The 13,548-nt window shown below is 60.8% G+C and carries 13 protein-coding genes; 7 read left to right on the forward strand and 6 right to left on the reverse strand.

What is annotated here, in order from left to right; genetic code table 11:
- Positions 1-2 precede the first annotated feature (2 nt).
- The 7 genes from ACP2AV_RS10770 to ACP2AV_RS10800 all read left to right on the forward strand — a co-directional run bounded on the left by ACP2AV_RS10770 (position 3) and on the right by ACP2AV_RS10800 (position 7,254).
- Positions 3-1,229: an acyl-CoA dehydrogenase family protein gene (locus ACP2AV_RS10770; protein ID WP_426372718.1), complete on the forward strand. Its 1,227-nt coding sequence runs from the start codon at positions 3-5 to the stop codon at positions 1,227-1,229.
- A gap of 49 nt (positions 1,230-1,278) precedes the next feature.
- Positions 1,279-2,427 (forward strand): TAXI family TRAP transporter solute-binding subunit, encoded by a 1,149-nt coding sequence (locus tag ACP2AV_RS10775; RefSeq protein ID WP_426372719.1) that lies wholly within the window; start codon positions 1,279-1,281, stop codon positions 2,425-2,427.
- 68 nt (positions 2,428-2,495) lie between these two features.
- Positions 2,496-4,463 (forward strand): TRAP transporter permease, encoded by a 1,968-nt coding sequence (locus ACP2AV_RS10780; protein ID WP_426372721.1) that lies wholly within the window; start codon positions 2,496-2,498, stop codon positions 4,461-4,463.
- A gap of 1 nt (position 4,464) precedes the next feature.
- Entirely contained in the window at positions 4,465-4,905 is a 441-nt protein-coding gene (locus ACP2AV_RS10785; RefSeq protein WP_426372722.1) for a PaaI family thioesterase, read from the forward strand.
- 33 nt (positions 4,906-4,938) lie between these two features.
- Positions 4,939-5,715 carry an SDR family NAD(P)-dependent oxidoreductase gene (locus tag ACP2AV_RS10790; protein WP_426372723.1) on the forward strand — a complete coding sequence of 259 codons (777 nt, stop codon included), beginning with the start codon at positions 4,939-4,941 and terminating at the stop codon, positions 5,713-5,715.
- Position 5,716: 1 nt separating this feature from the next.
- Positions 5,717-6,112: a Zn-ribbon domain-containing OB-fold protein gene (locus ACP2AV_RS10795; protein ID WP_426372724.1), complete on the forward strand. Its 396-nt coding sequence runs from the start codon at positions 5,717-5,719 to the stop codon at positions 6,110-6,112.
- Entirely contained in the window at positions 6,109-7,254 is a 1,146-nt protein-coding gene (locus ACP2AV_RS10800; RefSeq protein WP_426372726.1) for a thiolase, read from the forward strand. The genes ACP2AV_RS10795 and ACP2AV_RS10800 overlap by 4 nt, the downstream gene beginning before the upstream one ends.
- A gap of 70 nt (positions 7,255-7,324) precedes the next feature.
- On the opposite strand, the gene ACP2AV_RS10805 is transcribed toward ACP2AV_RS10800, so the two are convergent.
- The 6 genes from ACP2AV_RS10805 to ACP2AV_RS10830 form a co-directional block, all read right to left on the reverse strand.
- Positions 7,325-8,458, reverse strand: coding sequence for a C4-dicarboxylate TRAP transporter substrate-binding protein (locus ACP2AV_RS10805; protein ID WP_426372727.1), 1,134 nt, complete (start codon positions 8,456-8,458; stop codon positions 7,325-7,327).
- Positions 8,459-8,523: 65 nt separating this feature from the next.
- Positions 8,524-9,831, reverse strand: coding sequence for a TRAP transporter large permease (locus tag ACP2AV_RS10810; protein ID WP_426372728.1), 1,308 nt, complete (start codon positions 9,829-9,831; stop codon positions 8,524-8,526).
- Between the two features lie 10 nt (positions 9,832-9,841).
- Positions 9,842-10,363 (reverse strand): TRAP transporter small permease subunit, encoded by a 522-nt coding sequence (locus tag ACP2AV_RS10815; protein ID WP_426372730.1) that lies wholly within the window; start codon positions 10,361-10,363, stop codon positions 9,842-9,844.
- Between the two features lie 42 nt (positions 10,364-10,405).
- A complete protein-coding gene (locus tag ACP2AV_RS10820; protein ID WP_426372732.1) occupies positions 10,406-11,182 on the reverse strand; it encodes an enoyl-CoA hydratase/isomerase family protein in 777 nt (258 codons plus the stop codon).
- A 29-nt stretch (positions 11,183-11,211) separates the two neighbouring features.
- Positions 11,212-12,366 (reverse strand): acyl-CoA dehydrogenase family protein, encoded by a 1,155-nt coding sequence (locus tag ACP2AV_RS10825; RefSeq protein ID WP_426372733.1) that lies wholly within the window; start codon positions 12,364-12,366, stop codon positions 11,212-11,214.
- A 5-nt stretch (positions 12,367-12,371) separates the two neighbouring features.
- Entirely contained in the window at positions 12,372-13,547 is a 1,176-nt protein-coding gene (locus ACP2AV_RS10830) for an acyl-CoA dehydrogenase family protein (RefSeq protein ID WP_426372735.1), read from the reverse strand.
- Position 13,548: the final 1 nt, after the last annotated feature.

Raw genomic sequence — 13,548 nt, forward strand, 5'->3', positions numbered from 1 at the left:
AGATGGATTTTAGCGACAGCCCAGAAGAAGCCGCCTTCCGCGCAAAAGCGCGGGACTGGTTGGATGCCAACGCAACCCTGCGCGATGGCAGCGAAAAGGCACAGGACCATTTCATGGCCCGCGACGCCGACGAAGTTGCGCGTGCGCGCGACTGGCAAGCGCGCAAGGCCGAAGCGGGCTGGGCCGGACTGACATGGCCCCGCGCTTTCGGCGGCCGCGACGCCACCCCGATTGAACAGGTGATCTGGAACCAGGAGGAAGGGCGCTACGCCGTACCGCCCAACGTCTTTCTGATCGGGATCGGGCTGGTCGGGCCGACGGTCATGATGCATGGCACGGACGACCAGAAAATTACGGTTTTGCCCCGTGCCCTGACGGGCGAAGACATCTGGTGCCAGTTGTTTTCCGAACCCGCCGCCGGATCCGATCTGGCTGGCATCCGCACCCGCGCACGCCGCGACGGCGACGACTGGGTGATCTCCGGTCAGAAGGTCTGGACGTCGGGGGCGCATTATTCCACCCACGGCATCCTGCTGGCACGCACCGACCCACAGGTGCCCAAGCACAAGGGGATGACCATGTTCCTTGTGGACATGTCCGACCCTGCCATCGAAACCCGTTCAATTCGCCAGATTTCCGGCAGTGCCAGCTTTAACGAAGTGTTCATCGACGATCTACGCGTGCCGGATAGTGCCCGCTTGGGCGGCGAATCCGAAGGGTGGAAGGTGGCCCTGACCACGCTGATGAACGAACGGTTCAGCATTTCGGTCGGCCGCGCCAGTGGGGGCGCGCGGGCAGAAGAATTGATCGATCTGGCCAGCCGTGTCGAACGGAACGGGCGCCCGGCCATCGAAGACGGCGAAGTGCGCGCGCGCATCGCCGATTTCATCGCACGCCAGCGCGGGCTTGAATTCACGTCCTACCGGGTCATGACATCGCTGTCGCGCGGCGACGCGCCGGGTGAAGAGGGCTCGATCGGCAAGCTGCTGCTGGGCAAGCTGCGTCAAGAAATGGGCGCTTTCGGGATGGAACTGGCGGGAACTGCGGCGGGCATATCGGCCAAAGCAGGCGATGACGTGGCGCGCTGGCGCAACGAATACCTGACCGCGCCGGGCAACCGCATCGCTGGCGGATCCGACGAGATCCAGCGCACGATCATCGGCGAACGTATTCTCGGACTGCCCCCGGAAATACGCGTGGACAAGGATGTCGCGTTTTCGGAGCTTTGATCTGAATGGCTGATTTCCGGGAATAATAACCAACAAGGAGGAGAAAGTCATGAGTTTCAAAACGACAAGTATCGCTGCGGCCGCCTGTCTGGCGGTTGCCGCGTCGGCCAGCGCACAGGACATCAAACTGCCGGACGTGATCGCGTGGTCAGCCTATGACACGGGATCGGCCGGCCATGCGCATTCCATCGCCATCGGCAACATGATGCGCAGCAAATATGGATCGACAGTCCGCGTGCTGCCTGGACGGAACGATGTCTCGCGGATGACGCCCCTCAAGAACGGGACGGTAGATTACTGCCTGTGCGGCATCGCTTCGTATTTCGCGGGCGAAGGGGTGTTCCTTTTCGCTTCACCTGAATGGGGGCCGCAGCCGATCCGGGCAGTTCTTCAGGCGGTTGGCGATTATGGTCTGGGCGTCGCTGTCGCCGCTGATGCGGGCATCGATACAATCGAAGATCTCAAAGGGAAACGGGTGGGTCGCGCCGCCAGTTCGCCCGCGATTGACAACAACATGGAAGGTCTTCTGGCCTTTGCAGACCTCACATGGGACGACGTCGAGCCTGTGGAGTTTTCGGGGTACGTGAATTCTCTCAAGGGCATTCTTGAAGATCGCGTGGATGCCGCCTTTGCGCTGACAACAACCACGGTGAACTACCAGATCGAGGCGAGCCCGCGCGGCCTCAAATGGCTTGAAACACCAGCGGACGAAAGCGAAGCATGGGCACGCTATACCAGTGTGACACCTTTCGTGACACCGCACATGGTGTCGGTGGGGCCAGCCATCGATCCTGATTCTCCGCTGCGCATGGCGCTATACCCCTATCCGATCCTTGTGACGGTCGCCGATCAGGATAGCAGCGAAGTGCGCAACATCGTCGCCGCGCTTGACGAAGGGTTCGACGACTACAAGGACGCCGCCCCCGGCGCCAATGCTTACGCGATTGATCGCCAGATCCTGTCCTGGGTGATGCCATGGAGCGATGGCAGCGTCGCCTATTTCCAGGAAAAAGGTCTTTGGACCCCGGAAGCCCAGGCAAATCAGGACAAACTGGTGGCACGGCAAAACGTACTCGCCGAGGCTTGGAGCGGCTTTGTCGATGACGCACCTGACGGTGAAGAAGAATTTACCGCCGCATGGATGAACGCCCGCGCCCAGGCACTGGAAGCGGCCGGCCACGAGGTCTTTTTCCGCTGAGACGATGCTGCGCGGCGTCCAGGCGGCGCCGCGCGACAACCAACGCTGTACACAACGGGGAAACGGGCATGTCACAAGAAACACAGGACGCACCGGCACAACCGGCCGCCATGGGCATTCTGCCCGTTTTTGTTCGCTGGCTGCTTGTCATCTCGGCGGTGCTCTTGACCGCGGCATCGGTCAACCATCTCTTCAATCTCGGGTTCTTCATGAACATCCGGTTGCTTGAGATTCACTACCTGTACGTGATGCTTCTGTTGACGTTGCCGCTGGTGTATCTTGTCTTTCCCTGCTCCAAGTCCGACCCATACGGATCGACCCGCTGGTGGGATTATTTCCTGGCCCTGCTTGCCCTGATCACCTGTGCATTCTTTGCTTATTATGGGCGCAGCGTCGTGAACAAAGGGTGGGATTTCGCCGCCCCGCTTCATGCCGTGATCGCCAGCTTCGCCTTTTGGTTCCTGCTGCTGGTGGCAGCACGGCGCACCGGCGGCTGGGTGCTGTTCGCCGTTATCCTGGTGTTTTCCATCTACCCCATGATTGCCAGCTATGCGCCCGGCCCGATCCAGGGGTTCCAGCGCACGCCGGTCGAGACGGCGATCTTCCACGCAATGAGCGGTGAAAGCGTCCTGGGCATACCGATGCGCAGTTTCGTCAACCTTGTCGTTGGGTTCATGATCTTCGGGGTCGCGATGCAGCACACCGGCGCCGGGCCGTTCTTCATCGACATCGCCTTTGCCGCGCTCGGGCATGTGCGGGGCGGGCCGGCCAAGGTGGGCGTTCTGACCAGTGGGCTGACAGGTTCGATGAGCGGCAGCGTGATCACCAATGTGCTGACGACCGGTTCGATCACCATTCCCGCCATGAAAAAGGTGGGCTTTCGGCCCAGTTACGCAGCGGGGATTGAAGCGGCAGCTTCGACAGGGGCGGTCCTGATGCCCCCGATCATGGGCGCCACCGCCTTTGTCATGGCGACATTCCTGATGACGGACTACACCAACATTGTGGTGGCGGCGGTGTTGCCCTCGCTGCTCTACTTCTTCGGCCTGTTCGCCCAGATCGACGCCTACTCAGCGCGCAACGGGCTGAAAGGCGTGCCGCGCGCCGATCTTCCAAAGATCGGCAGGGTGCTGCGCGAAGGTTGGTATTTCCTCGCTGTCTTTGGGCTTCTGATCTGGATGCTGCTCTATCTCAAACGCGAGGCCATCGCCCCCTTCTATGCAACTGCGCTGCTTATCGTTCTGAACCAGCTGCTCTCCAAGTCGCGGTGGGGGCGCAAAGAGCTGATGAATTTCCTGATCGCCACAGGCCGTCTGTTCGTTGAACTGGTCGCGATCCTTGCGGCGGTCGGCCTGATTGTGGGCGGGCTGGCGGTGACCGGCATGTCCGGCACGATCTCTAACGATCTGCTTTACATTGCGGGCGGCAATACCTTCTTTCTGCTGCTTCTGGGCGCCCTGACCAGTTTCATCCTTGGAATGGGCATGACGGTGACGGCCGCCTATGTCATCCTGGCTGTGTCTCTGGCCCCGGCCCTGATCGCCGGCGGGCTCGACCCGATCGGCGTGCATCTGTTCATCCTTTATTGGAGCATGCTGAGCTATATCACGCCGCCCGTGGCGCTGGCAGCATTCGCCGCGGCGGCCATTGCCCAGGCCAAACCCTTTGCGGCGGCCTTCGAAGCGATGAAACTGGGCACGATCATCTATGTCCTTCCCTTCTTTTTCGTTCTCGATCCCGCGTACACGCTGCAGGCGGGCTTGGTCGACAGCGTGTTGACGATCGCGCGTGCGGGCGTCGGCGTCTTGCTGATATGCGCCGGATTGCAGGGGTATCTTATGGGGGTCGGACGTATCGAAGCTGGTCCGACGGGCGCGATTGCGCGACTGCTTCTTGGGGTTGCCGGGCTGGCCATCGCCTTGCCCTCGACCGCGATGCTGGCGGTTTCGATCCCCGGCGCGGTCGCCGCCGGAACCGCGCTGGCGCTCGTGGCCGCGCTCATCGTGACATTCGCGCGGAACCGGAGGACCGCCTGAGATGAGCGCGCAGGACGGCAGACCGGACATACCCGCCCCGTTCAACGCGTTGCTGGGCGTGCGCTTTGTTTCGTGGTCCGACGGCAAGGCCGAGCTGCAATTGCCGATCACCCACGATCACCTGAACGGCGCTTTCGCGGTGCATGGCGGGGTCTACGCGACAATGCTGGACAACGCGGTCACCTTTTGCGCCGCCTACGCCGGCGAAGGCCGCCCCGGTCATCGCTGCTTGACGCTTTCGCTCACCACCAGTTTTGTCGGCCCGGCAGCCGAAGGTGATACGCTGACGGCCCGCGCGCGCGTTGTCGGGGGCGGGCGCAAGCTGGTATTTGTTCAGGGTGAGATTTTTAATCAGGACGGGCAACGCCTGGCGCATGGCGATGCCGTGATCAAGCGGATCACACCGCCGCCTGGCCAACCAGCGCCGGACGACAGCGAATAAATTGAAACATGCGAATGAAGTGAGGAGATAGATATGATCAACCCGATGACATTGGAAGATCAGGTGATTATCGTCACCGGCGCCGGACAGGGTATCGGCCGCGGCGTGGCCACGCTGGCGGCAGAACTGGGCGCCAAGGTCGTGGTGAACGATCTGAACGAAGACGGCGTCAAGGAAACTGCCGAACAGATCGGCGGCAATGCCCGCGCCATCGTGGGCAATGTAGCTGATCCGGAATTTCCCGAAAAACTGGTGAAATTCGCGCTGGACGAATTCGGAGACATCAACGGGCTGGTGAACAACGCCGGAATCGTGCGCGCCGCCATGATTCACAAGATGGACCGCGCCACATGGCAGCAGGTCATCGATGTGAACCTTACCGGCGTTTTCGCCTGCCTGCAGGCCGTGGGCACCTATTACAAAGAGCAGGCCGAAAAGGACCCGGAAAGCGCTGCACGCCGCGCCATTGTGAACATTTCATCTGATGCCGGGCGTCGCGGCACAATCGGCCAGATCAACTATGGCGCTGCCAAGTCCGGCGTGCTCGGCCTGACGATGAGTGCGGCGCGCGAATGGGGCCGGTACAGGATCAACGTCAACTCGGTCTGTTTCGGAATGGTCGAAACACCGATGACTGAAACGATCCGTTCGGACAAGTTCGTCGACAGGTACATGGCGCAGATCCCGATGGGCCGGATGAGCACCCCTGAAGAAGTGGCGCAGCCTGTCTGTTTCCTGTTGTCCAACGCGGCATCCTATATCACCGGCCAACACCTGAGCGTGAATGGCGGGTTCCACATCGGGTTCTGACATGACAGGTATAAAAAAGGGCCCTGGGCCGGATGCTGTCTTTGCCGGGAAACTGGCCAACGGCGTCTTCGAAATTCAGAAATGCGGCAGCTGCGGCGCGCATGTGTTTCATCCGCGCGTGATCTGCCCGGCCTGTGGCAGCGCGGATCTTGAATGGGTCGCGCCAACCGGCAGTGGAACGGTCTATGCGCGCACAGTCGTGCGCCGAAAGCCGGAACGGGGCGGCGATTACAATGTGGTGCTGGTGGATCTGGATGAAGGCGTGCGAATGATGTCGCGCATCGACGGCATCGAGCACGACAAGATTGTTGCCGGGCTGAAAGTGAACGCTTCGGTCGGCGAAGGCGCAGATGGTGAACCCGCCGTGGTCTTCCGACCAGAAGGAGATGCACAATGAGTTTGCGGGGAAAAGCCGCCATTGTCGGTGCCGCGCTAGCCGGCTGCGGCGAGGCCCATGGCAAAAGCTCGATGGAGATCACCGTCGAGGCCGCGTATGGTGCGCTGGCCGACGCGGGGATCGCATTGGGCGAGGTCGATGCCATTGCCACTTGCCAGCCGCTGGACATGCTGTCGGGGCTGACCCTGGCGCAGGAACTTGGGCTGAATCCCAAGTTCACCATGAACAACCGCATGGGCGGCTCGTCGTTCCTGTCGCACACGCTCTGGGCCGCGATGCTGCTTGAGTTGCGGCTCGCCGATACGGTGCTGATCTGCTACGGGTCGAACCAGCGCACCGCCTCGGGCAAGTTGATGACCGCGCTTGGCCTGCCGACCTATGAAGCCCCCTACAAGCCGATGTTCCCGCTGTCGTCCTACGCGCTGGCCGCAGACCGTCACATGACGCAATTTGGCACCACGCGCGAACAGCTGGCCGACGTGGCGGTGGCTGCCCGCGCCTGGGCGCAAAAGAACCCCGAGGCGTTCATCCGCGATCCCCTGACGCGCGAGGATGTCATTGCCTCGCGGTTGGTTTCGGACCCGCTGCGGGTGCGCGACTGCTGCCTGGTCACCGATGGCGGCGGCGCGATCGTGATGCGGCGGGCCGAGACGGCCAAGGATCATCCCAAGCCCCCGGTCTATCTGCTGGGTGGCGGCGAAGGCACGACGCACCGCGACATTTCCGAAATGGCGGATCTGACCGTGACCGGCGCCGCGCAATCCGGCCGGACTGCGATGGACATGGCCGGCGTCAAACCCGCCGACATCGACGTGGTCCAGCTCTACGATGCGTTCACCATCAACGTGATCCTGTTTCTTGAGGACCTGGGATTTTGCAAGAAAGGCGAAGGCGGCGCCTTCGTTGAAAATGGCGGCATCGCGCCCGGCGGTCATCTGCCGGTCAATACCAACGGCGGCGGGCTGTCCTGCGTGCATCCGGGCATGTACGGCATCTTTACGCTGGTCGAAGCGGTGCGCCAGCTGCGCGGCGAGGCCGCAGACCGTCAGATCACGGGTGCCGAATTGGCAGTGGCCCACGGCAATGGCGGTGTCCTGTCCAGCCAGGTGACGAATATTCTGGGCACCCAAGCCACACTCTGACCAGACGATCAGTCATGAAAAAAGCGGCCCTTCTTGCGAAGGGCCGCTTTGCGTTGGGGCCAGAAATGGCTCAGTTCGGGTATGTGGTCAGGTCGATCTTGGTGTAGATCTCCTCACGCAGAAGATCCGCATAGGGCTGTGGATTGTCACGGATCGGTTGGAGCGGTTGCACCAGAGCGTGCCATTTTTCGATCAGTTCCCGGTATTTTGCGATCAGCGGTTCGGGCTCTTCGATACCGCGTTCCTCGCGCGAGATCTGGGCGATCGCTTCAAGGTCGGCGGTGCGGAAATCGACAAGATCCTGAAGAAACTCTGGCGAAGGTTCATGGACCTGCAGACCAAGTTCGCTTGCCTCTTTCAGCACATCAAGATCGTCGGTTTCGTAAAAAACCTCAGTCTGCGCAACGGCTTCGGGTACGTTCTTGACGAATTGCTCGCGTTGCTCCTGCGAAAGAGAATTCCAGAACTTCGGGCTTGCGGCAAAGATCGAGCCGGAATGATAGGTGCCCAGCGGCAATGCCGTCAGGTGTTTGGCAACTTCAATCAGGCTATGCCCTTTGAGCGCACCGATCGGCTGCACTGCGGCGGTGACGACACCATGACTCATCGTGTCGTACATCTCGCTCGTGGGCACGTTGACCGGCTCTGCCCCAAGGCGTGTCGCCCACCGGTCCCAGACCGACCCGCCAGTGCGCAATTTGACGCCTTGCATGTCTTTGATGTCGACGATTGGCTTGGTGGTCAGCAATACGTAAGGCGCCGTGCTGATCCCGCTTAGCGCCACCATGCCGTTTTTGGCGAACTCGTCCTTGCATGGCTGGCAGTTCAGCATCACGAATTCGCTGGTGGCACCGGCCATGGCATAGTGGTCTTCGCCCAAAAGCGCCATGTCGGCAACGAGCTGCGCGTAGGGCATTTCCGCCCGAAAATAGGTCAGCGCCAACAGGCCCATGTCCGCCACACCGTCGCGCAGGCCCGACAGCGTCGGCTTGGCGCCAAGCAAAGCGCCGCCCGCAAACAGCTTAAAGTCGAAGGCATCGGGAAATTCGGCTTCGGTCATTTCGGCAAAGGCGGCATGGCCGCGCGTCGTCGCATGATTGGGCGAGGTCCAGTTGGTTATCGTCACCCGTTTTTCGGCCAAGGCGGGCGTCGCAGAGATGCAGGCGCCTGTCGCCAGTATGGTCAGGATCTTCGTCAATTTCATGTGGTCTCCTCCTCTGTTTCGAAGTCCCGCTTTCGGGCGGGTTCAGCATGGCCAGGGTGGCCGTATCAATTGCCAAGCTCCGGCAGGAACATGACCGATTCAGGAAAGGCGACCATGATGATCAGAACCACCACATCTGCAGCCAAGAACCACAAAACGCCTTTGAAAATCAGTGAAATCGGAACCGCGTCTCCGACAATACCCTTGATCACGAAGACGTTGAGCCCCACCGGCGGCGTGATCAGCGCCATTTCGACCAGCTTGGTTGCAAGCACACCCAGCCAGATCAGGCTGATATGGTTCGCTTCGTAGATCGGCAGAAGGATCGGCAGCGTCAACAGCAAGATGCCCAGCGGGTCAAGGATCATTCCCAACACGCAAAACAGCACGGCAGTTCCGAAGACCAGCAACACATAGCTGGCGCCCAGATCAATCACCAGATCCGACATCGCTTCGGGAATTCCGCTGATGGCCAGGAACCGCGAAAACAGGTTGGCCCCGACCGCGATAATAAAGATCGCTGCGGTCATTTTCGCCGTATCCAAGAGCGCGATCTTCGTCACTCGCCAGTTCAAAGTACCGCGCGCGGCCGCAATCACAAAGGACAGCGCCGCCCCGACCGCACCTGCCTGTGTTGGGGTGAAAAACCCCGAAAACAGTCCGCCAAATACGCCCAACACCAACAAAAGCACTGGCCATGTTTCGCCCAGAGCTTCGAGCCGTTCCGGCCAGGTTGAGCGTTCATCCAGCGGAGGCGCAAGTTCGGGGTTGATCCGCGCCCGAATGATGATCACCGCCGCGTAGCCCAGCATCGTCAGCAAGCCCGGCACGATCGCAGCCAGAAACAGCTTGCTGATCGCGACTTCGGCAAAGATACCGTAAATGATCAAAAGGATACTGGGCGGGATCAGTGATCCCATGGTCCCGGCCGCAGCCACGACGGCCGTGCTCAATCCGGGGTCATATTTGCGCTTGAGCATTTCCGGCACCGCGATCCGCCCCATGGCCGCAGCGCAAGCAAGGCTGGACCCGGCCGCTGCCGAAAACAGCGCAGCCCCACCAACACTGGCCACCGCCAACCCTCCGGGCAGAAACGACAACCAGATCCGCGCCGCCTTGAAAATCCCGCGCGTGATATCGGTCTGATAGCAGACGTAACCCATCAAAAGGAACATCGGGATCGAACTGAGCGTCCAGTGCGCCGCAAAGTCATAGGGCACTGCCGTCAGCAGACCGAATGCCGCGCCGCTGCCCAACATGGCCCAGAACCCGAAGAAAGATACGATGCCCAGGGCGACCGCGATTGGAACGCGCAGCAAAACCAGTACGATCACAGAAACAATGCCGCAAAGGCCGATTTGAAAAAAGCTCACCGTTCTGCTCCTATTCGTACATGTCGTGGGTGGGACCGGCCATGCCGGCGTCGGTGAACGGCCGTTGGATCAGCTTGGCCAGCAAAAGCAGCACCATCAGACCCGCGCCAAGTGGCAGAAAGAAACGACCGGGCCAGACAGTCACCGCCGCCATGCCCATGGATTGTTCCCCAATGGTGTATTTTTCGACTGCGTCGATCCAGGTCTGCCAGGTCAGCAGGCCGTAGAACACTGCAGACAGCGCCAGGGCCAGCATATCCAGAACGGTCCTGCCCGCCGGCGGGATCAGATCGTGGATCAGGTCGACCTTGATGTGCTCGTTGGTGAATTCGACGAAAGGAAGCGGCAGAAAGACCAACCCGACCATATAATAATAGGATACGTAATCCACCGTTCCGGGCAGCGGCTCGGCGACAAACTGGCTCAGAATGACATCGAGTGTAACGTGGACCATCATCAGCGCCGCCAAGGCAGTCGCGACATAAGTGATGATCCGCGACACCCATCCAAGTCGTGCAATTACTGTTTCCATCGCTTTTTCCTCCCTGTCATGGTCAGGACGCTCACCGTTTGGTCAAGCCCCGCGGAAAATCGGTTTTCTCTTGTTCAGAAAGGCGTCGATACCTTCGGCGTGATCTGCGCTCTTGATGATTTGCCCCTGAATGATGGCTTCTGTGTCAAGGAAGTTCTCTAGCGACGGTTGCATCGCGGCGCGCATCAACCGCTTGGCACCAGCCAAGGCAAAGGTCGGACCCGCAGCCAGGTCCCCGGCATAATCCAGCGCCGCCTTGTCAAGGGCATCATCGGGATGAACCTGGCTTGCCAAACCCAGGCTGAGGGCTTCTTCGGCCGGCACCAGCCGGGCAGAAAAGGCAAGGTCCGTCGCGCGCTGCCGCCCGATCAGGTTTTGAAGGAAAAAGGCCGCCCCGCCATCCGGGGCCAGGCCGATCTTGCGAAAGACCTGACCAAGTTTCGCGGTCTCGGAAAGCAGCAGGACGTCGCAGGCCAGCGCCATGCTCAGCCCAATTCCCACCGCCGGACCGCGCACCGCAGCGACCACAGGCTTTTCACAATTGAAGATGGAAAGTATCATTTGATGCGCCTTGTACAAACGCGCGCGGTCGCCCCAGGCATCGTCTTTGCCCATGGTCGAAATATCCGCGCCCGCACAAAAAGCACGGCCCTCTGCCCGCAACAGAACCGCCCGGGTCTGCGGGTCGGTTTGAATTTCGCGAAACGCGTCCAAAACGTCGACCCGCATCTCAAGGGTCAGCGCATTCAGCTTGTCCGGCCGGTTCAACGTCACGACGGCCAGGCCTTCTTTGTGTTCAACTGTGATATCACTTGCCATGACCCGCCCCTCCCTGTGGCGAATAGTTGTCAGTCAGCGAATAGCGCCCGAGCAATCCCGTTCTTGTGGATCTGGGTCGTACCCCCGGTGATCGTCAGCATCCGCACATCGCGCACCATCCGCTCGAGCGGGAGCGAACCGAAATAGCCGTAGCCGCCGAACATCTGCATCGCATCGTGGGTCACGCGCTGCGCCATTTCAGTTGCCTGAACCTTGGCGATCGAAGACAGCGTCGGATCAGGCTGGCCCCGGTCGATCAGCGACAGCGCGGTGTAGCAAAGCGCCCGGGCGGCCTCGATCTGCACTTTCATGTCCGACATCATCCATTGCAGGCCCTGCATATCGGACAGCGCCTTGCCGAACTGACGGCGGGTTTTCATGTAGTCGCAGGCCAAGTCGAACGCACCTTCGGCCACGCCAAGCGCCAGAACCCCCATGCCGACGCGGGTACCGTTGTAAACGCCCAAGGGGCGGACAAAGCCGCTGGAATTGTCGGCCAGTCCTTCGGTCACGATGTTTTCCGCGGGCACGCGCACATCGTCAAAGTGGATTTCGCATTCGTTGCAGCCGCGCGCGCCCATCTTTTGTTCAAGGATGTTCACCGTCACGCCGGGGCTTTCGCGTTCCACCAGAACCGTGCCGATGCCCCGCGCGCCCTTGCTGTCGCAAAACCGCGCATAAACCAGAAGGTAATCGGCCCGGTCGCCGAAGGTGGTAAAGATCTTGCCGCCGTTCAGCACAAAATCGTCGCCGTCCTGGCGCAGCGAGGTCGTCACCGCCGTGGCGTCCGACCCCGCGCCGGGTTCAGTCCAGGAAATCGCGCATTCGATCTCGCCCGCCGCAAAGCGCGGCAGAAAGGCCTGTTTCAATTCGTCGCTGCCGCAGGTGGCGATGATCCGGGGCGAGACGTTCTGATCATGGACGATCAGCGCGGTGTTGAAATCCACCTTCGCCAATTCCTCGACCACCAGATAGCAATCGACCAGCGAAACGCCCCCCCCGCCATAATCTTCGGGGATGGTCATACCCAGATAGCCCAGGGCGCTCAGGCGGTGGTGGTTTTCCTCGGGGTATATGCCCTCGCGATCCCATCGCGCAGCACGATCCTTGAATTCGCCCTGAGCCAGCTTGCGCGCGGCGTCCTTCAACGCGATCTGTTCGGCGGTCAGCAAAGAGGGATGCATCCGCCCTACCCCCGCCGCTGATCGAAGCTATGGCCATAGACCATCGCGGCGATCGTGTTGCGCAGGATTTCCACCGTGCCCCCACCGAGCGCAAAGCCGCGCGCATCGCGCACCATGCGCTCCAGCGGGTATTCGCGTGTATAGCCGTTGTGGCCGTGAATTTGCAGCGCCTCGTTCGTGACCCGCTGCGCCATTTCATTGGCATAAAGCTTGGCCATGGTCGCGTCCATCGGATCGGGAAAGCCGTTCGGTGCGGGGTTTGTGGCGGCGCGATAAACCATCAACCGCGCGGCATGGATCTGCGTGGCCATGTCGGCGATCTTCCACTGCAGGCCCTGGAATTCGTTGATGGGGCGTCCGAACTGATGGCGGATTTCGGAATATTCCTTGGCCGCATCGAACGCGCCTTGCGCCAGCCCCACGCACATTGCCGCGTTGCCCACACGTTCGGGTCCGAAACTGCTCATCAGCAGCGCGAAAGAGCGTGAACTTTCCGGATCGCCTTCGACCAGAACGTCTTCGGGGCCGGCCTTGTAGTTTTCAAGAATGATCTCTGCCTCGGTCAGGCCCCGGCCACCCATTTTCAGCGATATGTGCCCGATCCGTGCACCGGGTTTCTTCAAATCGACGACAAAGGCGCCGATCCCCTTCGCACCGCTGGCCTTGCCGAAGCGGCAGAAGACCAGCGCATAATCAGCGACATGGGCGCCGGTCGACCAGCACTTGTTACCGTTCAGCACCCAGCCGTCGCCGTCCTTGGTGGCCGTGGTGCGCAGGTCGGTCACGGCCGACCCTGCCTCGGGTTCGCTGATGGCGATTGCGATGAATTTCTTGCCTGCGGCCATGTCGGGCAGAAACCGCTTTTTCTGTTCGTCGTTGCCCAGAACGCTGATCGCGCGCGATGGACCGTTCAGATAAAGCTGCGACACCAGCGCCGTGTTGAAACAGACCCGCGCCATTTCTTCCAAAAAGACCGTGCCCTGAATCACCGGCGCGCCGGATCCGCCGTATTCTTCGGGGACGAACATGCCCAGATAGCCAAGTTCGGCCAGCTTGTCGCGGTTCGCTGCCGGAAATTCCTCTTTTTCGTCCCAATAGGCGGCCTTGGGGGCGAACTCGCGTTCTGCCAGCTTGCGGGCCTCATTGCGAAAATCTTCCAATTCTGGATCGAGCTTGAACATG

Origin of the sequence: Aliiroseovarius sp. PTFE2010, from assembly GCF_049943335.1 — a bacterium.
Taxonomy (GTDB): Bacteria; Pseudomonadota; Alphaproteobacteria; order Rhodobacterales; family Rhodobacteraceae; genus JBNFVY01.